This is a genomic window from Pseudomonas sp. LBUM1664 (assembly GCF_059695895.1).
The window spans coordinates 2759294-2779248 of record NZ_CP166791.1 but is presented as its reverse complement, the minus strand read 5'-3'; the positions used below and the strand labels follow the sequence as shown (position 1 = coordinate 2779248).

At 60.8% G+C, this 19955-nt stretch carries 13 protein-coding genes; 6 read left to right on the top strand and 7 right to left on the bottom strand.

The window, feature by feature from the left end; translation table 11 throughout:
* Window positions 1-62: 62 nt before the first annotated feature.
* The 3 genes from ACA047_RS13055 to ACA047_RS13045 are packed head-to-tail and all read left to right on the top strand — an operon-like array spanning window position 63 to window position 5544.
* Window positions 63-1307, top strand: coding sequence for an exonuclease SbcCD subunit D C-terminal domain-containing protein (locus tag ACA047_RS13055; protein WP_497359585.1), 1245 nt, complete (start codon window positions 63-65; stop codon window positions 1305-1307).
* Window positions 1304-4945 (top strand): AAA family ATPase, encoded by a 3642-nt coding sequence (locus tag ACA047_RS13050; RefSeq protein WP_497359584.1) that lies wholly within the window; start codon window positions 1304-1306, stop codon window positions 4943-4945. Before ACA047_RS13055 ends, ACA047_RS13050 begins: the two co-directional genes overlap by 4 nt.
* Window positions 4942-5544: a glutathione S-transferase gene (locus ACA047_RS13045; RefSeq protein ID WP_497359583.1), complete on the top strand. Its 603-nt coding sequence runs from the start codon at window positions 4942-4944 to the stop codon at window positions 5542-5544. The genes ACA047_RS13050 and ACA047_RS13045 overlap by 4 nt, the downstream gene beginning before the upstream one ends.
* Window positions 5545-5715: 171 nt before the next feature.
* On the opposite strand, the gene ACA047_RS13040 is transcribed toward ACA047_RS13045, so the two are convergent.
* From ACA047_RS13040 to ACA047_RS13010, 7 genes are all read right to left on the bottom strand, one after another.
* A complete protein-coding gene (locus tag ACA047_RS13040) occupies window positions 5716-5841 on the bottom strand; it encodes a hypothetical protein (RefSeq protein WP_497359582.1) in 126 nt (41 codons plus the stop codon).
* A gap of 161 nt (window positions 5842-6002) precedes the next feature.
* The gene (locus ACA047_RS13035) at window positions 6003-6182 is read right to left on the bottom strand and encodes a hypothetical protein (RefSeq protein ID WP_497359581.1); all 180 of its coding nucleotides are present in this window, start codon (window positions 6180-6182) and stop codon (window positions 6003-6005) included.
* A gap of 156 nt (window positions 6183-6338) precedes the next feature.
* Entirely contained in the window at window positions 6339-7514 is a 1176-nt protein-coding gene (locus tag ACA047_RS13030) for a lactonase family protein (protein ID WP_497359580.1), read from the bottom strand.
* On the bottom strand, window positions 7501-7797 hold the full coding sequence (locus tag ACA047_RS13025; protein WP_497359579.1) for a DUF5629 family protein: 297 nt from the start codon (window positions 7795-7797) through the stop codon (window positions 7501-7503). The genes ACA047_RS13030 and ACA047_RS13025 overlap by 14 nt, the downstream gene beginning before the upstream one ends.
* A 157-nt stretch (window positions 7798-7954) precedes the next feature.
* Complete coding sequence (locus tag ACA047_RS13020) at window positions 7955-9535, bottom strand: aldehyde dehydrogenase (NADP(+)) (RefSeq protein WP_497359578.1); 1581 nt, start codon at window positions 9533-9535, stop codon at window positions 7955-7957.
* 13 nt (window positions 9536-9548) lie between these two features.
* On the bottom strand, window positions 9549-10541 hold the full coding sequence (gene araD1, locus ACA047_RS13015) for an AraD1 family protein (RefSeq protein ID WP_497359577.1): 993 nt from the start codon (window positions 10539-10541) through the stop codon (window positions 9549-9551).
* A gap of 78 nt (window positions 10542-10619) precedes the next feature.
* Window positions 10620-11942: an MFS transporter gene (locus ACA047_RS13010; protein ID WP_497359576.1), complete on the bottom strand. Its 1323-nt coding sequence runs from the start codon at window positions 11940-11942 to the stop codon at window positions 10620-10622.
* Between the two features lie 193 nt (window positions 11943-12135).
* On the opposite strand from ACA047_RS13010, the gene ACA047_RS13005 reads away from it, so the two are divergent.
* The 3 genes from ACA047_RS13005 to ACA047_RS12995 all read left to right on the top strand — a co-directional run bounded on the left by ACA047_RS13005 (window position 12136) and on the right by ACA047_RS12995 (window position 19875).
* On the top strand, window positions 12136-13872 hold the full coding sequence (locus tag ACA047_RS13005; RefSeq protein ID WP_497359575.1) for an IlvD/Edd family dehydratase: 1737 nt from the start codon (window positions 12136-12138) through the stop codon (window positions 13870-13872).
* A 203-nt stretch (window positions 13873-14075) separates the two neighbouring features.
* On the top strand, window positions 14076-14795 hold the full coding sequence (locus ACA047_RS13000) for a FadR/GntR family transcriptional regulator (RefSeq protein WP_497359574.1): 720 nt from the start codon (window positions 14076-14078) through the stop codon (window positions 14793-14795).
* 322 nt (window positions 14796-15117) lie between these two features.
* Complete coding sequence (locus ACA047_RS12995) at window positions 15118-19875, top strand: dermonecrotic toxin domain-containing protein (RefSeq protein WP_497359573.1); 4758 nt, start codon at window positions 15118-15120, stop codon at window positions 19873-19875.
* Window positions 19876-19955: the final 80 nt, after the last annotated feature.

Here is a 19955-nt window from a genome sequence, read left to right as displayed (position 1 = left end):
AACTCTGCTTCTTTTAGCCGCCTCTCTTTCCTGCGGCCATCATCTGTTTTCTGGAGTTTGCCTTGCGTCTGTTTCACACCTCCGACTGGCACCTGGGGCAAAACCTGCATGGCCAGGAACGCGATTTCGAACACGCGTGTTTCCTCGAATGGCTGTTGCGCCAGCTGGTCAGCGAAAAGCCCGACGTGCTGCTGATCGCTGGCGACATCTTCGACACCGTGAACCCGCCGGTCAAAGCCCAGGAGCGCCTGTACGATTTCATCGTCAGCGCCCATGAACAAAGCGCCAACCTGACCATCGTAATGATCGCCGGCAACCACGACTCCGGCTCGCGCATCGAGCTGCCCGCGCCACTGATGCGACGGTTGCGCACCCATGCCCTGGGCCGGGTGTTGTGGCTGGACGACGGGCAACTGGACGTTGAGCGCCTGTTGCTGCCGTTGCCCGACGCCAAGGGCAAGGTCAAGGCGTGGTGCCTGGCCCTGCCGTTCCTGCGGCCCGCCGAAGTCACCGGTGCGCAACTGGGTGACGACTACCTGCGAGGTATCGGCCAGGTTCATGAATGGCTGATCGCAGCCGCCAACAGCAAACGCAAGAAGGGTCAGGCGCTGATCGCCATCAGCCACGCGCACATGGCCGGCGGTTCGGTGTCCGAGGACTCCGAGCGCAGCCTGATCATCGGTAACGCCGAGGCCCTGCCCGCCAGTCTGTTCGGCCCGAGCATCAGCTACGTCGCCCTCGGCCATTTGCACAAACCGCAAAAGGTCAACGGCGAAGAACGCATCCGCTACAGCGGCTCGCCCATCCCGCTGTCGTTTTCGGAAATCGGTTATCAACATCAGGTCCTCGACATCACCCTGGATGGCGAAACCCTGGTGAAGGTGGAGCCACGGCTGATTCCCCGGGCCGTGAACCTGCAACGCCTCGGCCCGGCACCGCTGGCCGATATCCTTGTGCAACTCAAAGACCTGCCCGACATCGACCTGTTGGCCGATGTCCAGCGCCAGCCCTGGCTGGAAGTACGGGTACGCCTCGACGAGCCGCAGCCAGACCTGCGTCACCAAGTGGAAACCGCGCTGCAAGGCAAAGCCGTGCGCCTGGTGCGGATCGCCGCCGAGTACGCCGGCAGCGGCGGCACGGGGAGCGCCGAAGAAGGCGCCGCGTTGATCGAACTGGATCAACTGAGCCCGCAGGAATTGTTCAGCCGCGCCTGGCAGGACACCTACGGCAACGAAGTGGACGAACAAACCCTCAAGGATTTTGCCGTGCTGTTGCAAGACGTGCAGATGGAGAGCGAGCAGCCATGAAGATCCTCGCAATCCGCCTCAAGAACCTCGCCTCCCTGGCCGGCCCTTTCGAAATCGATTTCACCGCAGAACCCTTGGCCAGCGCTGGCCTGTTCGCCATCACCGGCCCCACCGGCGCTGGCAAGAGCACCTTGCTCGACGCCTTGTGCCTGGCGTTGTTCGGCGCCGTGCCGCGCCTCAACAACACCGGGCGCGACGCCAAGGTGCCGGACGTTGACGGCGAAATAGCCACGGGCGATCCACGCACGCTGTTGCGCCGCGGCACGGGCGATGGCTATGCCGAAGTGGATTTCCGCGGCATCGACGGGCGCCGCTATCGGGCCCGCTGGGAAGCCAATCGCGCCCGGGAAAAGGCCGGCGGCAAGCTGCAAGCCAGCCGCCAGAGCCTGCGGGACCTGGATAACGATCAACTGCTGGCGAGCCAGAAAGGCGAATACAAGACCCAGCTCGAAGCCGCCCTGGGCCTGAACTTCGAACAGTTCACCCGCGCGGTGCTGTTGGCCCAGAGCGAGTTCAGTGCGTTCCTCAAGGCCGACGACAACGACCGCAGCGAACTGCTGGAAAAGCTCACCGACACCGCCCTCTATACCCGCCTCGGCCGCCGCGCCTTCGACAAGGCCAAACACGCCAAGGAAAACCACAAGCAGTTGCAGGACCAGGCCACCGGCGTCACGCCGCTGGCCCCCGAGGCCCGGGCCGAGCTGGACCAGCGTTTCAACGAAGCCCAGCAACAGCTCAAGACCCACCAGGCGCAACTCAAGCAGCTGGAGCAGCAGCACACCTGGCTCAAGGACCTGCGCCAGTTGCAGGACGAACACGCCAGCGCCGCCGAGCAACTGCAACAGGCCCAGGCCGACTGGAGCGTCCTGGCAGACGAACGGCTGAAGCTGACCCGCCTGGAACAACTGGCGCCCCAGCGGCATCAGTTCATCCGCCAGGCGGAACTGACCCGACAGCTCGGACCGTTGACGGTGCAGATCCAACAGCTCACCCAGCAGCAAACTGACCGGCATGAACAGCAGGCCGAACTGGAAAAGAGCCTGAGCGTAGCGCAACTGACGTTGGCCGAAGCTCGGCAACAAAGCACCGACAGCGCGCCATTGCTGCGCCAGGCCTTCGACGAGCAAAACACCCTCGCCCGCCTGGCCAGGGACGTGAGCCTCGGCGCCGAACGCCAGGAACAGGCGCAGCTCGCTTGCACCGAAGGCCAGCGCATAATTGATACGCTGCTTGAACAGCAAAAACAGGTGAGCGAGCGCTTGCAACGCATCGCCGGCGAGCTTGAACAAAGCACGCACCTGGCGCCGCTGAGCGACGCCTGGAAGGCCTATCGCGACCGCCTCCAACAGTTGATGCTGATCGGCAATCGCCTGAACAAGGGCCAGGCCGAACTCGCCTCCCTGGAGCAAACGGCCACGCTCGCCGCCGAGGAGCTGGCAACCCGTCGGCAAGACCTCGAGGTGCTCTATAAAGAAGCCGGCGCCGAACCTGAAGCGGTGGCCGAACAGATTCAGTTGCTCGGCAACCTGCTGCAAGACAACCGCAAGCAACTGCGGGCATTCGAAGAACTGACCCGGCTCTGGGCCAGTCAGCAAGCGCTGGAAAAACGCGGCGCCGAACTTGAACAACGCCAGCAACTGGCGTTGCAGGAACGTGACCGGTTGGTGCGTGAAGGCGGCGAAGCCAAGGCCGAACTGGTGATTGCCGAACAGACCCTGACCGTCACCCGTGAACTGTTGGAGCGTCAGCGCCTGGCCCGCAGCGAGAGCGTCGAGCAACTGCGCGCACAGTTACAGGACGAACAGCCCTGCCCGGTGTGTGGGAGCGTCGAGCATCCTTATCATCAGCCCGAAGCCCTGCTACAAAGTCTGGGGCGCTTTGATGAAACCGAAGAGGCCAATGCCCGCAAAGCCGTCGACCTGCTGAATGAAAAAGTCATCGACCTGCGCGCGCAATACAGCGGCGTCATCGCCCAGCTCAAAGAGCTTAAACAGCAGCAGGAACAACTCGCCAGCCAGCAGCAGAGCCTGGCGCCCAGCCTTGAGGCCCATCCGCTGTCGGTGCAACTGCTGGCCCAGGATCCGACCAAGCGCGACACCTGGCTGGCCCAGCAGAACGACCAGCTAAACCTGCGCATCAGCCAGGACGAACAGCGCCAAGCCGCCCTGCTGACCCTGCAACAGGACGCCGTGCGCCTGGCGCAGCAACTGCGCAACGCCGAAACGGCGAGCCAACAGGCGTCTTTGCACCTGAGCAACCAACAGCAAGAACTGGCCCGTGATCGCCAGCGTCTGGACGATGAGTTGGGTCACTTCAGCGCTTTGTTGCCGGCAGACACCTTGCAAGCCTTGCGCACCGAGCCCGCCGCGACCTTCATGCAGCTCGACCAGCAGATCGCCCAACGCCTGGAGCAATTGGAGCAGCAGCGTGACGAGCTCAGCGAACAGCTTCAGCATCAGCAGACCCTGGAAAAGGAGCAGGACCGCCAACAGACCCGCGCCCAGCAACTGGAATCGGCGCAGCAGCAATTCAACGCCCTGACCGAACAACAACAGGCCTGCCAGCAGAAACTCACGCAACTGCTGGGCGCACACACCAGCGCCGAACAGTGGCAGAACCAACTCGACCAGGCCCTGGAACAAACGCGCAACGCCGAGGCAGCGGCCAATCAACACCTGCAAGAGTGGCGCAACAGCCTGGTGCAATTGGCCGCCGAACTCAAAGCCCGGCAGGAACAGGCCCACGCCCTGGACACCGAACAGCAGGTGCTGGCTGCCGGCATCACCCAATGGCGCGCCTCCCATCCGGAGCTGGACGATGCCTCGCTCGAGGCCTTGCTCAACCTGGATGAGCAACAGGTTGGCCAGTTGCGTCAGCGATTGCTCAACAGCGAAAAAGCCATCGAACAGGCGCGCGTGCTGCTGACCGAACGCGAGCAACGCCTGCAGAACCACCAAGCCCAGCACAACGGCAATCTGCTGCCCGAGCAGTTGGCCGAAGCCCTTACCGAGCTGCAAACCCAATTCGCCGCCAGCGAGCAACGCTGCGCCGAGTTACGTGCCGAACAGGCCGAGGACCAGCGCCGGCAGAATGCCAACCAGGCCCTGGCGCAACAGATCGAACAAGCTTATGCCGAGTACCAGCGCTGGGCACGGCTCGATGCGCTGATCGGTTCAGCCACCGGCGACCGTTTCCGCAAACTGGCCCAGGCTTACAACCTCGACTTGCTGGTGCACCACGCCAACACCCAATTGCGGCAACTGGTTCGCCGCTACCGGCTCAAGCGCGGCGGCAGCATGCTCGGGCTTCTGGTGATGGACACGGAAATGGGCGATGAGCTGCGCTCGGTGCATTCGTTATCCGGCGGCGAAACCTTCCTGGTGTCCCTGGCCCTGGCGTTGGGCCTGGCCTCGATGGCTTCCAGCACGTTGAGAATCGAATCGCTATTCATCGACGAAGGCTTTGGCAGCCTGGACCCTGAGTCCCTGCAACTGGCGATGGACGCCCTCGACGGGTTGCAGGCCCAGGGACGCAAGGTCGCGGTCATTTCCCACGTCCAGGAAATGCATGAACGGATCCCGGTACAGATCCAGGTCCGTCGTCAGGGTAATGGGTTGAGCACCGTGGAGGTGAAATGAACCACGCCACGCTCTATTCCTTCCGCCGCTGCCCCTACGCAATGCGAGCGCGCATGACATTGCGCTACAGCGCTGTGGAACTGGAGATCGTCGAAGTCAGCCTCAAGGCCAAGCCGCCGCAGATGCTCGCGCTCTCCAGCAAGGGCACGGTGCCGGTGCTGCATGTCGATGGCCGGGTAATCGATGAAAGCCTGGAGATCATGACCTGGGCCTTGGCGCAGCACGATCCGCAAGACTGGAGGCTAATGGCCGATCCTGTAGGCCAGGCGTTGACGAGCGCATTGATCGAGGAAAACGACCAAGGGTTCAAGCTTCATCTGAACCGCTACAAATACCCTGAGCGCTATCCTGAACAGCCGATGGAGCACTATCGGAACGAGGGCGAAGGCTTTTTGCGCACGTTGGAAGCGTTGCTTGAAGGGCGGCTATTTCTGGCAGCAGACCACCAGAGCCTGGCTGACGTGGCACTGATGCCGTTTGTGCGTCAGTTCGCCCATGTCGACCGCGAATGGTTTGCCCAGGCGCCCTACCCTCATTTGCAACGATGGCTGCAGCGGTTTCTGGACTCAGCGCTGTTCGTGGCGATCATGGCCAAGTAACTTCACTCACCGCCCTGTGGCGAGGGGATTTCTGTGGGAGCAAAGCTTGCTCGCGACACAGGCAACTCGGTCCCAGAGAAACCGCGTTATCGTTGATCGCGGGCAAGCCTTGCTCCCACACAAGCCTTGCTCCACAAAGTCTCGCCTCGGTTTCTTAATCGCTGACCCCGATCAGTCGCTAAGCAGGCTCAATAATCGCTCCCGAGCAGCGTCGGGTTCGCCGGGAATCGGCTGGGCAGCCGAAACAATTGGGGTGGAATAGAGAAACAGCAGCATCACTGCCAGACGCATCGCCATGTGTCGATCCTTATTGGAGAAGGAGTCAATTTGTCAGCGTCAAATTTAAACACATGGCCATGTGATATTACAGTGGGATTTTCGTAAGTGCAGGCGAAACCTGCGATCTTTTCTCTCCTAAAAGATGAAAAGATCGCAGGCTTCGACCATTTTACGGAATTTCAGGGCTGGGTTTTGTGGTCCAGCGCGGCGTAGAAGTTGGCGCTTTGTTGCAGGTATTTTTCGGTGTAGCTCTGGGTGCGGTTTCTTTTGTCACTGATCTCGATGCTGGCACTGGCCGGCAACGCAACGGTGGCAGAAATAGCGGAAGCAGCGATCACAGAGAAGAGATTCAGGTTCATGGCGGTAGTCCTCGGATTCAGTTGGCTGATTTGCCCGGTTGGGCCGTGAAGCAAACTTACGCGCCGAGGCGTCTCGCTTTGAAATGCTTTGCAATACTAGCCACTATCAGTCTCGTTGATACAACGACGCAGCCCCCGGAAAGCGGGGCCTGCGGTCTATTGACGCACCAGAAACTTCAAGTCGCTCGGCGCATCCATCGCCAGTTTCTGCACGGTTTTACCCAGCAGACCGGTCTTGGGATCACGCTCGAGCACCACGATCTGGTTGCTCTTCTGGTTGGCAATCAGCAGGAATTTCCCGCTCGGGTCGAGACTGAACTCGCGCGGATGGTCACCTTCCACGGAGCGTCGCTGCAGCTCTTTCAGGGTGCCAGCGGCCGGGTCGATGGCGAACACCAGCAACTCGTTGGTGGTGCCGCGGTTGCTGACGTACAGGAACTTGCCATCCTTGGAGGCATGCAGTGCCGCCGCGGCCCTGCCTGGCTGCGGCTTGCCGGCCGCCAGGTCAACCCGTTGGCGCTGGGTCAAACGTCCGTCCTGATAGTCGAACACGGCCACCTGGGCTGTCATTTCCATGGTCAGCCAGGCGTGTTTGCCATCGGCGCTGAACAGCAGATGACGAGGACCACTGCCCGGCGGCAACTGTACGAAGGCCGGATCGGCAGCGGTCAGCGGCAGCTCGGGGTTGGCCTTGGGGTCGTAGTGGTAGATGAACACCTTGTCCGCCCCCAAGTCGTTGGCGAACACGTACTTGCCATCGGGCGAGGACACCGCGGCGTGCACATGGGCCGACATCTGCCGCTCGGGATTGACCCGGCTCGGCTGATGGCTGCTCAGTTGCACCACCGGCGACAGCTTGCCGTCGGCGCTCACCGGCAACACCGCCAGGGTGCCGCCCGGGTCTTCCACGACCGAATAGTTGCTGACCAGCAGGTGCCGGCCATCTCCACTGAGGCTGGAATGGGTCGGTTCGTTACCCAAGGACTGCACCTGGTTGATCAGGCTCAGTTCATGGCTTTTCGGGTCGATGGCGTAGCTGCTGACCTTGCCTACAGGGTCTTTCTGCCCCGGCCCGTTTTCGTTGACCACAAACAGCCGGGTCATGTCCTTGGAAAGCGTCAGCCACGAAGGGTTGTCCGTCTTGATCACTTGCAATGGTTTGGCATCGAGCTGACCGGTACGGCTGTCAAACTGCAACCGGTAGATGCCTTGGCTCTGACCCGCCGTGTAGGAACCCACCAGCAATTGATAGCGCTCACTGGTGTCTGCCTGAACGCCCATGGCGCCCAAGCTGCCAGCCATCAGCAGCGGCCAGAGACTACGCACTTTCATGTTCGTCATCCTCATCGTCGTGGCCGCTGGTGGCTTCCACGCACTCCAAGTGATGGTCGCCCGAATCGCTGGTGATGATCCAGTGATTGGAGGCTTTGTCGAGCGTCGCGGCCTGCATTTGCGCCGGTGTGAAACGCCAATACTCGAGGGTGCGGCCGTTCATGCACTCGACGTGCAATTGCTCCTGCTCGTCGAGGTAAAAATCGAACGCGTGCAGCCCGTCGATAATCAGCATGTTGCAGGATTCGAGGGCAAACAGCAGGGTGTCTGGTACGGCAGTCATGGTGATCAGTCGGTCGTTGGGAAAGTGTGCATCATAACCCAATGTCGTAGTGGGGCTTGGGCCATAACTCCAGAAGCGATGTTGACTGGACTATCGCCTTCGCGAGCAAGCCCGCGAAGAGGCCGGCACATTCAACCTTCATGTACCGGCCTGATCGTCAGAGCACCTCGCGGCCCGGCACCCCATCCACCAGCCGCTGGATACCCAACGGATTGGCGTTCTTCAGCGGTTCCGGCAACAGGTTGTCGGGGTAGTTCTGGAAGCACACCGGGCGCAGGAAACGATCGATTGCAAGCGTGCCCACCGAAGTGCCGCGAGCATCGGACGTTGCCGGGTAAGGCCCGCCGTGAACCATCGAATCACACACTTCCACCCCGGTCGGATAACCATTGAGCAAGATGCGGCCGACCTTCTGTTCCAGCAACGGCGTCAATTCGCTGAAGCGTTCGAAATCCGCCGGCTCGCCGATCATCGTGGCCGTCAGTTGTCCGTGCAGGCCGTTCAGCGCGGCAGTCAGTTGCGCCTGGTCCGCCACTTCGACAAACACCGTGGTCGGGCCGAACACTTCTTCTTGCAGCGCCTCGTCACCGTTGATCAATAGGCTGGCATCGGCCTTGAACAACTGCGGCTGGGCCTGGTTGCCCTGCTGCGCCCGTCCGGCCAGGTGTTCGATGCCCGGGTGAGCCAGCAACTTCTGCAGGCCCTTGCCGTAGCTTTGCAGCGTGCCGGCGTTGAGCATGGTTTGCGGGGCCTGGTCGCCGATCAGCGCGGCCACTTGCTGGGTGAATGCGCTGAATTGCGGCGAGCGGATGCCGATCACCAGGCCAGGATTGGTGCAGAACTGACCGCAGCCCTGCACCACCGAAGCGGTCAAATCGCGAGCAACGCTGTCGGCGCGGTTTTCCAACGCTTGCGGCAACACGATCACCGGGTTGATGCTCGACATCTCGGCGAACACCGGGATTGGCTGAGGCCGCGCGGCGGCCATGTCGCACAAGGCGCGCCCGCCCTTGAGGGAGCCGGTGAAGCCCACGGCCTGGATCGCCGGATGCTTGACCAGCCATTCGCCGACGCCACCGCCGTAGATCATGTTGAATACACCCGCCGGCATTGCGGTTTTCTCGGCCGCGCGGATGATCGCGTCGGCCACCCACTCGGCCGTTGCCATGTGGCCACTGTGGGCCTTGAACACCACCGGGCAACCGGCGGCCAGGGCCGCTGCGGTGTCGCCACCGGCCGTGGAAAATGCGAGTGGAAAGTTGCTGGCGCCGAACACCGCCACCGGGCCCAGGCCGATGCGGTACTGGCGCAGGTCTGGACGCGGCAACGGCGTGCGCTCGGGCAAGGCCCGGTCAATGCGCGCCCCGTAGAAATCGCCCCGACGCAAGACCTTGGCGAACAGGCGCATCTGGCCGCTGGTGCGGCCACGCTCGCCTTGAATCCGCGCCGCTGGCAACGCCGTTTCACGGCAGACCACAGCCACGAACTCATCGCCCAGGGCATCCAGTTCATCGGCAATGGCCTCGAGGAACTCGGCCCGGCGCACGGCGCTCAGGCTTCGGTAAGCCGGATAAGCCGCCGCTGCGGCCTTGGCCGCCGCGTCGACTTCTTCTGCCGTGGCCTGGACGAATTCGTGGGGCAAGGCTTCGCCGCTGCTGGCATCGAAGCTCTGCAGGCGTGTCTGGCCGGCCGCGCTGCGCGCCCCGCCGATGTAGTTGTGGCCAAGGATCTGGTTCATCGCAAGTCTCCTTTTAAAGTGTGCCGATAGTGCCCGGGTTGAACACTGCGTCTACCGGAGCAATGCCGTTGACCAGCGGCGCGCCGAATTCAGCCTGGCTGATTTCGAACACATCCCCCGGCTGAGTACGGATGCCGTCGGCGAACGACAGGGTCGCGGTGCCGAAGAAGTGAACGTGCACGTCCCCCGGGCGCAGGAACTGACTGTACTTGAAGTGGTGGAATTCCAGGTTTTCGAGGCTGTGGCACATGTTTGCCTCGCCGCTGAGGAATTCGTTCTGCCACAGCACTTCGCCGTTGCGCAGAATACGACTGGTCCCGGAAAGATGTTGAGGCAGTTCACCCACGCGAAGTTCCGGGCCATAACTGCAACTGCGCAGTTTCGAATGGGCCAGATACAGGTAATTTTTGCGCTCCATCACGTGGTCGGAAAATTCGTTGCCCACCGCAAAGCCCAGGCGATAAGGCTTGCCGTCGTGGCCGATGACATACAGGCCGCTGATTTCCGGCTCTTCGCCGGCATCTTCGGCAAACGGCGGTAGCGGGAACGGATGGCCCGGGCGAACCACGATGCTGCCGTCACCCTTGTAGAACCATTCCGGTTGCACGCCAGCCTGCCCGGCCTCGGGTTTGCCGCCCTCCACGCCCCACTTGAAGATACGCATGGTGTCGGTCATGGCGCTTTCGTCGCCGGCCTGCTGATGCATCTTGTCCCGGGCCGAAGCACTGCCCAGGTGGGTCAGGCCGGTGCCGCTGACCAGCAGGTGCGCCGGGTCCGGGTGATCCAGCGGTGGCAGGATGCGCAGCTCTTTGAGCAATTGCGCGTAGTCATGACCGGCCCCCAGGCCCAGGCTGTTGACCTGCTGCTCAAGCTTGACGCCCGCCTCGATGGCTGCCAGCGCCAGGTCCCGCACGGTCTGGGCGCCCTGCACTTCTCGCACCTGATCGCCGTCGACCACACCGACGCGGCGCTCGCCGTTATCCAATTCGAACTGAACTAAACGCATGGATTTTCTCCTTGTAAACAAAACTTGAATTCGGTGCAGTCCCCTGTCCCACAGTTTGATCGGAGTCAGCCCTCGGATTTATGTACGCGTCGCACCCCGGGCACTGGCCGCAAACTGATCCGCTGGCAGCACATGCTTACGCTCCAGCAGGCGATAAACCACGCCGGTCAACACCAGGCCGAACACCATCACGCAGGACAGGAAGTACAGCCCCGATGCCAGGTTGCCGGTGTATTCCTTCAGTGCGCCGATCACGAACGGCCCGATGTAGCCACCCAGGTTACCCACTGAGTTGATCAGCGCGATACCCGCCGCCGCACTGGCGCCGGCAAAGAAACGCCCCGGCAAGGTCCAGAACACCGCCGTGCAGGAAAACAGCGCAAACGCCACCAGGCACAGCGCCGCCAGTTGCAGCACCGGCACCGACAGCCAGGCGCTGAGGAACAGGCCGATGGCGCCCAACACATACAGCACGGCCAAATGACCGTAGCGATCATTCAGGCGGTCAGAGCTGCGGGGAATGATCAACAAACCGATGATGCCAAAGATGTACGGCACCGAAGACACGAAGCCGGTCACCAGGTCTGTGCCGCCGAACTGCTTGATCAGCGTCGGCAGCCACAGACCCAAGCCATAGATACTCAGGGTCACCGGCAGATAAAACAGCGCCAGCAGCAAGACACGTTTGTCCTTCAGGGCGTGCAGCGGATTGCCGTGGCGGGTCTGGCCGTATTCCTGAAGGTCTTTTTTCAGCTCACCGGTCAGCCAGTCCTTCTCGGCCTGGTCCATCCACTTGACCTGTTGCGGACCATCGGGCAGGTAACGCAGCACCGGCCAGGTCAACAGCACCGCTGGCAGGCCGATGACGATGAACAGCCATTGCCAGCCGTGCAGGCCAAGCACACCGTCCATGCCCAGCAAGCCGCCGGACACCGGGCCGGTGATCATCATCGCGATCGGTTGAGAAAGAATGAACAGGCCCAGGATCTTGCCGCGATGGCGCACCGGGAACCACTGGGTGATGTAGTACAGCACGCCCGGAAAGAACCCGGCTTCGGCCGCGCCCAGCAAAAAGCGCATCACGTAGAAACTGTGAGGGCCCTGAACGAACGCCATGCCGATGGTGATGGCGCCCCAGGTGATCATGATCCGCGCAAACCAGCGCCGGGCACCAAAGCGTTCCAGCATCAGGTTACTGGGGATCTCCAGCAGGAAGTAACCAATGAAAAACAGCCCTGCCCCCAGGCCATAGGCGGCGTCGCCGATGCCGAGGTCGGCGCCCATGTGCAGCTTGGCAAAGCCCACGGCGGAGCGGTCGACGTAGGCGATCAGGTACAGCAGGATCAGGAAGGGAATCAGCTTCAGCGTAATGCGACGAATAAGCCGCAATTCCTGGCTCATGGGACCGTTCTCCAATTGTTGTTGTTATAGAACCTCGGGGGATTTCTCTCGCGAATGATCGCCAGGACAACCCCTCCATTGAATCGGACTATATAGTAATACTATTTACCCAACAACACTTCCAAACAGCTCAAATTGAGCTTATGTTACGCTTCAGCTAGAACAATATAGTCATACAATAAGAGAATTGATCATGTCTGATAAGAAACCCTCCCTGCGCTCGGCCCAATGGTTTGGCACCGCCGACAAAAACGGCTTCATGTACCGCAGCTGGATGAAAAATCAGGGCATCGCCGACCATCAGTTCCATGGCAAGCCAATCATCGGCATTTGCAACACCTGGTCGGAGCTGACGCCATGCAACGCGCATTTCCGGCAGATCGCCGAGCACGTCAAGCGTGGCGTGATCGAGGCTGGGGGCTTCCCGGTGGAGTTCCCGGTGTTCTCCAACGGCGAATCGAACCTGCGCCCCACCGCCATGCTGACCCGCAACCTGGCGAGCATGGACGTGGAAGAAGCGATTCGCGGCAATCCGATTGACGGCGTGGTGCTGCTCACCGGTTGCGACAAAACCACCCCCGCCTTGCTGATGGGCGCCGCCAGTTGCGACGTACCGGCCATCGTCGTCACCGGCGGGCCGATGCTCAACGGTAAACATAAAGGCCAGGACATCGGCTCGGGCACCGTGGTCTGGCAACTGAGCGAGCAGGTCAAGGCTGGCACCATCACTATTGACGACTTCCTCGCGGCCGAAGGGGGCATGTCCCGCTCGGCCGGCACTTGCAACACCATGGGCACGGCTTCGACCATGGCCTGCATGGCCGAAGCCCTCGGCACGTCCCTGCCCCACAACGCTGCCATTCCAGCCGTGGACGCACGCCGTTATGTGCTGGCCCACATGTCCGGCATGCGCGCGGTGGAAATGGTCCGTGAAGACCTGAAGCTGTCGAAGATCCTCACCAAGGAAGCCTTCGAAAACGCCATCCGGGTCAACGCGGCCATCGGCGGTTCCACCAACGCGGTGATCCACCTCAAGGCCATCGCCGGTCGCATCGGCGTGCAACTGGACCTGGATGACTGGACCCGCATCGGTCGCGGCATGCCAACCATCGTCGACCTGCAACCCTCCGGGCGCTTCCTGATGGAAGAGTTCTACTACGCCGGCGGCCTGCCAGCCGTGCTGCGCCGTCTCGGTGAAGCCAATCTGATCCCCCATCCCAATGCCCTGACGGTCAACGGCAAGAGCATCGGCGAGAACACCAAGGACGCACCGATCTACGGCCAGGACGAAGTCATCCGCACACTGGACAACCCGATCCGCGCCGACGGCGGCATCTGTGTGTTGCGCGGGAACCTGGCGCCACTGGGGGCGGTGCTCAAGCCATCCGCCGCCACCGCCGAACTGATGCAGCATCGCGGTCGCGCAGTGGTGTTCGAGAACTTCGACATGTACAAGGCGCGGATCAATGACCCGGAACTGGATGTGGATGCCAACTCGATCCTGGTGATGAAAAACTGTGGGCCCAAGGGTTACCCAGGCATGGCCGAAGTAGGCAACATGGGCTTGCCGGCCAAGTTGCTGGCCCAGGGTGTAACCGACATGGTGCGGATTTCCGATGCGCGCATGAGCGGCACCGCCTACGGCACCGTCGTTCTGCACGTGGCACCGGAAGCGGCGGCCGGCGGCCCTCTGGCGGCAGTGAAAGAAGGTGACTGGATCGAACTCGATTGCGCCAGCGGCCGGCTGCACCTGGAGATTTCCGACGCCGAACTCGCCGCCCGCCTGGCCGGACTCGAACCGCCGCAACAATTGCTGGTGGGCGGCTACCGCCAGTTGTACATCGACCATGTACTGCAAGCGGACCAGGGCTGTGACTTCGACTTCCTGGTGGGCTGCCGCGGCGCCGAGGTGCCGCGTCACTCCCACTGACACCACAACCCCCTGTGGGAGCGGGCTTGCTCGCGAAGACGGTGGTACAGTCAACATTGATACTGACTGACACACCGCCTTCGCGAGCAAGCCCGCTCCCACAATTTGATCCTCGCTGGATTCAAGTTCGCACTAGCGACCCGCCCTCGCCGCGCCTGCTATCATGCGCAACATCCCCTCCGCACAGGATCGCGTCGCGCCCCATGGATTATCGTAAACCCTCCGACCGCAAAAGCATGCACGCGCGCATCGTCCAGGAATTGGGCATGCAGATCGTATCCGGACGTTTCAAACCAGACGATAAACTGCCCGCCGAAGCCTTGTTGTGCGAAGAGTACGCCGTGAGCCGGCCGGTGCTACGCGAAGCCACACGGGTGCTGGTGGCAAAGGGTCTGGTGTATTCGCGGCCACGGGTGGGCACGGTGGTCAAGGCCCGTCGGGAATGGCACATGCTCGACCCCGATGTGCTGCACTGGCTGATGCAGAGCAGCCCGCAGAATGAATTCTTCAGTCTGCTGACCAGCGTGCGCAGCATCATCGAACCGGCCGCCGCCGCCCTCGCTGCACAGTTCGCCACCGACACCGACATCGCGGCCATCCGTGAAGCCTACCAGCGCATGGAAGCGGCACCGACCCCCGAAGCCGTGCTGCAACCGGACCTGGACTTCCACAGCCGCATCGCCGACGCCACTCACAACGACCTGCTCGCCAACCTGTGCAACATGTTGTCGGTGGCCATCGCCGAGGCGCTCAAACACTCCAACCAGCGGCCCAACCTGCATGAGTTGGCGATGCCCAGGCACAAGGCAATCCTCACTGCCATCGAGAGCCGCGACGCCCTCGGTGCCCGCCATGCCACGCTGGTGCAACTCGACGATGCCCGCAGCGCGCTGAATGTGGTGCTGGGCAACGATCCTTCCTGACATTCCAGAGCCAGCCAACAGACCGCCTCCTATCCTGGTGCCGGGATAATCCGCGCATCTGAAGACCACCCAGCGGTAAACGGTTCACCAAGCACGCCTGCCAACACCGGGCACAACCCGCGCTCAACAGGGTGGTATCTATATACCGCCCGCACGGGACAGGGATGACGATACTGATTTCGTCGTCATCCCGACGGCCATGAGTTTGTGAAAAGGACTTCTTATGACCTCACCCTCCCCGGCCGACAGCGCCACCACGCTTGCACAACGCATCAGCGTGCAATTTTCCGACCGCCCGACCTTTGGGCAGGTCGTACAAGACATGCTTGAGCTGACCCTCAAGGAAAAGTACCCCTCACTGACCATCGATCTCTCCAAGACACAATTGGCAACACCGAACGTGGCCGCCACCGCCTATACATTTCAGCCGTTCATACCCCGCGTCCTTGAGTACCTGGCCCTCGGCACGCCCGTGGATTTCAGCAGTCGACGCGAACTTCACTGCTTTCTTTCCGATATGCCGCCGCACCAGCTTTCGCCGGCAAACGGAAGGTTGAACATCAAGGATATCGAAACACTGGTGCTTGAACTGCCCTGGACCGTACCGATCGGACTGGAGGATGCGCTGACACACTATTGGAACGCCGAAGTCGATCCCTACGACAGCGTCGGCCCCAGGCTGCGCGATGAACTCAAGGCATTGGCAGAGGCGAAGAGCAAGCAGGAGCTGCTGCCTGATCTGCCTTCGACCCTGCCGAGCGAGGTCACCCATACACTGACCCGCTATTGGAACACCGAAAGCGGCACCCGCCCCCATGTCAGTCGTTGGCGCTGGCTCAGCGATGTATTCAAGAACGAACTGCATATCCGTGGGCTGCAACAGCCGGGCCTCACCGAGCCGGCACGTGAGGCGCTGGACCAGATTGTCCGCTGGCCAGACCGAGACCAACGTTTCAACCGCAATATCCCCCCCGTCTACGCCTACAGTTTGCAGAGCACCGTGACTCAAGGTGCCTCCAGTGCCGTACTGTCTAGCAACGAGCTCCTGCTGCTTCATTTCACACAATATGGGCTTGTCGTCCTGCTTTGCGGCCCGGGCAGCGCCGTGCAATCCTTTGCATCGATGCAGGCTTTTCTGGATCACTGGGGCAAACGTATCACCAGCCAGTACCTTGTCGACAGCGTCACCCTGCAACGCAGCGAAATCAGTGGCAATGCCTTCGACACCCTGGCGGCCATGATGCTGGAGCAGCAACTGGCCGATCTGAAGGCCGTGCAGTTACCCTCACAGCTGGGTCTGCGAGATCTGAACACCCTCTACAACGGGTTGAGCGACCCGGCACGCTATCTGCTCGACGCCCCGCGCCCCGCGCCTGAAATGTCGACACGACTCGAACCCCTGCTACCTGAATGGGTGAAAAAGGCGTCCGTCATCGATCAAACGAAGTTCCAGCAATACAGCCTGGCACTGGCCAGCTCAAAAAAACGCAGCGAGGGCCGAACCTACCTCAGCGACATCATCGACATACGCACCTTTACAACTAACGCCTTGCTTGAGCACTTGAACCAAGCGAACGCCAACAGCCCAGCCAAAGCTCCAGCCAGCCGATACCAGCCCGACGATATAGAACTGACCTTCTCCCAGGCCGTTGGCCCTTTTGAAAGCGCCGGCTATATCGTGAAAACTCATATGAGCCTGGCTGAGCTGGCCATCAAGAATCTCGTTTCCCGGCCTAAAGGACAGCTGTCGCTCAAACATCGCCGGGGCCTGTCACTTCCGACGTGGCTGACGCCTGAGTTCATTACCCGCAGGAACGGGCTGATCGAACAAGTCGACATCGGCACGACTTATCCTCGATATCTGCAGCAAAAACTGTTCGATGAGTTACCTCAAGCGCAAGAACGTGAACGATTGTTCGCCGAGCAGATCCCGCCACAGCTGCTGCTTGAGGCGCTCAAACAGGTGCTCAACAACGAAAACGGCATGACGCGGCAGGGCCTGGCGCTTGTTGAGGCCATTCTCAAACCCGACGTCGACGGCCAACAGATCAGTGGCCGACCCGTGGTCATTCGGCACCTGGCTTTCCTGCGTGAACCCGAGGCCCAACCCGATATCGTGACAAACATGTTCATTATCGAGCCTCATGACGTCGAGACAGGCCCCCACCTGCTCTATGGCCCGTTTTATGCCGGATCTCTCTTGGAGTTCCCGACGCGCCAGGCACTGCTGCAGGCCATCGTCACACCCGGGAATCTACAGAACAGCGTGCTGACCTGGATGTCCGACGACGCGCGGCGGGTGTATGTCAATGGCGGTTTTCTGGAGCCGCATTTCGTGCGCTACCCCTTTGGCATCGAGAACACCTACCCCGTGCCGCCCACCCCAGCGATGCTGGCAGTCAATGGCGTCAACGACGAACTGGCGCAATACCTGCGCAACGGCAAACTGATGCAGTACCTTTATGGCTGCAATATGCGCACCCTGGTCACCCAGGCCGACCGGGATTCGGTCTCCAACAGCGAAAGCCGCTGGGCCGTATTTTTTGAAGGCGCTTGCCTGCTGTTCAATTCGCTGCTGATGTTCCCCCTGCTGCCCGGCCCGCTCATGGTCGCCGGCTGGCTACTGAACCTGGTGACCAGCGCCAGCAACGACATTCCGGCCCTAAGTAGCGATGACCCGGTGACACGAGAGTTAGCCGCCGTCGACCTGCTGCTCAACCTCGGCATGCTGGCGCTGCACTTGCCCGCCCTGCGTGCTCCTGCTCATACGCCGCTGCCCGAAACTCTCAAAGAGCAAGCGATGGTCCCTCCTGCACCGCGCGTTGTCCCCGAGCAGTGGCCCACGCAGCGCTCGCCACGCATTATGAATGGCCCCGTTGCCTTGCCTGGCGAACACTTCGAAGCGTGCGACACGATTCTGAACTTGAGCCAAGCCAACGCTCATCCTGACCAGGCGCCGGCCATCATCACCTTGCTGCGAAGCGTACGGGTGCCGCGACCTGCTTCACTGCCTGAGCCGATTCAAAATGGCCCTTTCAGAGGCCTATACGTGATCGAAAGAAAATGGTGCGCCGTGCTAGGAGAGCATCTGTATCGAGTCAGCCCGGAACCGGATGGCAGCGTGGCGATTGTCGACCCGATCGACCCCTCGCGACACGTGCTGGCGTTGGGCTCAGATGCCCAAGGCAACTGGTTTGTCGATCTGCGCCTGCGCCTGCGCGGAGGGATGCCACGCGGTCGTTTGGAGCAAAAGCGTCAAGAGAACGAACGGGACAAACAGAGACTGCTCAACGATTTAGAGAAATACATCGAACAGCAGGACGAAAAGCAAAGCGCCGAAAAGGCTGCTTTGGACGAAGTGATGATATTCCAGAAAGGGAGTGCTTATACCGAGGAGCAACGCGCGCTAAAACGTCAGAAGTACTATGAGGTGCTGCAGGACCAGAGCAAGTCCTATTTGAAACAGCTGGACAGCAGGAAAGAACGCGACAGGCTGAATGTACAACTGCCTTCTGGAGCCCTTCGCTTATTGATGACAAAGATGGTTGAGACCGCTCGCAATGCCGCCGTGATCATCGATTTGGATCGCAAGGCCCTCCTTGCTGCCAACAGAAAATTCACAGACCCGCTTACAGTGCACCAGGCTATCGTCGATGATCGGCTGGAACACTTGACGTACCTCCAGACATTGAGCGTGATCAACGATCGCGAGATCTACTGGCTGAAACTGAACGACCAATACCTGGAGGAGCTAAGGACCCTGGACACCGCCGGCGAGCAAGTGTTCAAAGACCTGACCAAGGGGGACCGTCCGGAGAATTTGCTCGTCCCCCAAGCCCGGCAGGTGAGCACCCTATCGCTGCTGGCTATCAAAGACATCTATTCTGACCTGACCGATACGCTGCTTGTCATCAGCGAGCCATTGGCAGAGCAGGTTCGCTCCCACTCGGACCTGCGAACGTCCGACCTGACCTCCTTGGAACGGCTTGAGGTACTCAACAGCCTGACCGAACACTATCGCGAGGCAGTGGACGCTTTATACGGTGTGCAAACCTTCTTTGGCGACGAAGTTGAGCAACCCTATTTCAGTGAGCTGCTCACGCTGGTCAAGGGGCTGTACCAGGAAGTGTCTGAGCAATTGGCCACAGAAGAACTCACAGCCCGGTCAGCGTCGGGCCAAGCCCCGTCAGAAAGCGAAACACCTGCCGAAAGCCCGCAAAAACCACCTGCTAAACGCACTAAAAAGAAGATGATCAAGACCCGCAAAAATGGTGTCTTGATAGGTGACTTGAAACCAGCCACCACTGAGGATGAGGTCGACGTGGTCGAGCTACGCTCCGAAACCGATGACCAATTGCTTGCCACCTATTCACTTCAAGATGACGTCTGGGACGTCGTCAGTCCAAGTCCAACGGCCGCAAAACCCCCACCGGCCCCACTGCCCCGATCGAGGTCGCTCAAGGCGGTTCGCAGAGATGCGCGAACACTGCTTGGCAAGTTGCAAGAACGCTTACGTTACGCTGAAACCTATGCAGAACATTGCTACTCGCCCCAGCAAATCGAGGAAATTCTGAGCATCGAGCTGAACCGCTACCGAGAGCTTTCCAAAGAACTCGAAAGAGCCTTCGACAATTCGCAATCGCAGCGCACGCCGGCAGATCTGCAGTTGACCAAAGAATTGTCAGACGCCATTCACAGCCTGACGATCAAGGGCCGGAAGCTGCGTATCGACCGGAGCCTGGACTTGCCACCCACCGACACCAACCTTCAATACCTGCTCGAACAAAATATGCTGGAGGTCGCACCGCCCGCGGAACGCGTAGCCTTGGCGGGGCCCCAGGATTATCTCCAGGAATACGCCATCAAGATCGCCAGCGGTGAGCGTAAAGGCCAGAAACTCTGGTATGCGCATTTTCACTACAGAGCACAGACCACCCCGAAAGCTGAATATAGCGTCGCGCATTTGAAAACCGAGGCTCAACGCTACGATGGCTCCCGTTCAGTGGTGAAGGTGCATCGAGGGGAAATCGGCAAACACTTGGCCCAGACCCGCTTTTTGCCATTGGCCCCTGATCGCTGAGAGAGAGCACGCTTGCCCTGGTGCGGGCAAACATAACCCGCGGCCAACAGGGTGGTATCTATATACCGCCCGCACGGGAC

Excerpts from the sequence above, each read along its gene's own strand:
- ACA047_RS13040 (WP_497359582.1), bottom strand. The coding sequence starts at position 5,841 with ATGGCGATGCGTCTGGCAGTGATGCTGCTGTTTCTCTATTCCACCCCA.
- ACA047_RS13035 (WP_497359581.1), bottom strand. The coding sequence starts at position 6,182 with ATGAACCTGAATCTCTTCTCTGTGATCGCTGCTTCCGCTATTTCTGCC.
- ACA047_RS13025 (WP_497359579.1), bottom strand. The coding sequence starts at position 7,797 with ATGACTGCCGTACCAGACACCCTGCTGTTTGCCCTCGAATCCTGCAAC.
- ACA047_RS13005 (WP_497359575.1), top strand. The coding sequence starts at position 12,136 with ATGTCTGATAAGAAACCCTCCCTGCGCTCGGCCCAATGGTTTGGCACC.
- ACA047_RS12995 (WP_497359573.1), top strand. The coding sequence starts at position 15,118 with ATGCTTGAGCTGACCCTCAAGGAAAAGTACCCCTCACTGACCATCGAT.
- ACA047_RS13000 (WP_497359574.1), top strand. The coding sequence starts at position 14,076 with ATGGATTATCGTAAACCCTCCGACCGCAAAAGCATGCACGCGCGCATC.
- ACA047_RS13045 (WP_497359583.1), top strand. The coding sequence starts at position 4,942 with ATGAACCACGCCACGCTCTATTCCTTCCGCCGCTGCCCCTACGCAATG.
- ACA047_RS13050 (WP_497359584.1), top strand. The coding sequence starts at position 1,304 with ATGAAGATCCTCGCAATCCGCCTCAAGAACCTCGCCTCCCTGGCCGGC.
- ACA047_RS13030 (WP_497359580.1), bottom strand. The coding sequence starts at position 7,514 with ATGAAAGTGCGTAGTCTCTGGCCGCTGCTGATGGCTGGCAGCTTGGGC.
- araD1 (WP_497359577.1), bottom strand. The coding sequence starts at position 10,541 with ATGCGTTTAGTTCAGTTCGAATTGGATAACGGCGAGCGCCGCGTCGGT.
- ACA047_RS13010 (WP_497359576.1), bottom strand. The coding sequence starts at position 11,942 with ATGAGCCAGGAATTGCGGCTTATTCGTCGCATTACGCTGAAGCTGATT.
- ACA047_RS13020 (WP_497359578.1), bottom strand. The coding sequence starts at position 9,535 with ATGAACCAGATCCTTGGCCACAACTACATCGGCGGGGCGCGCAGCGCG.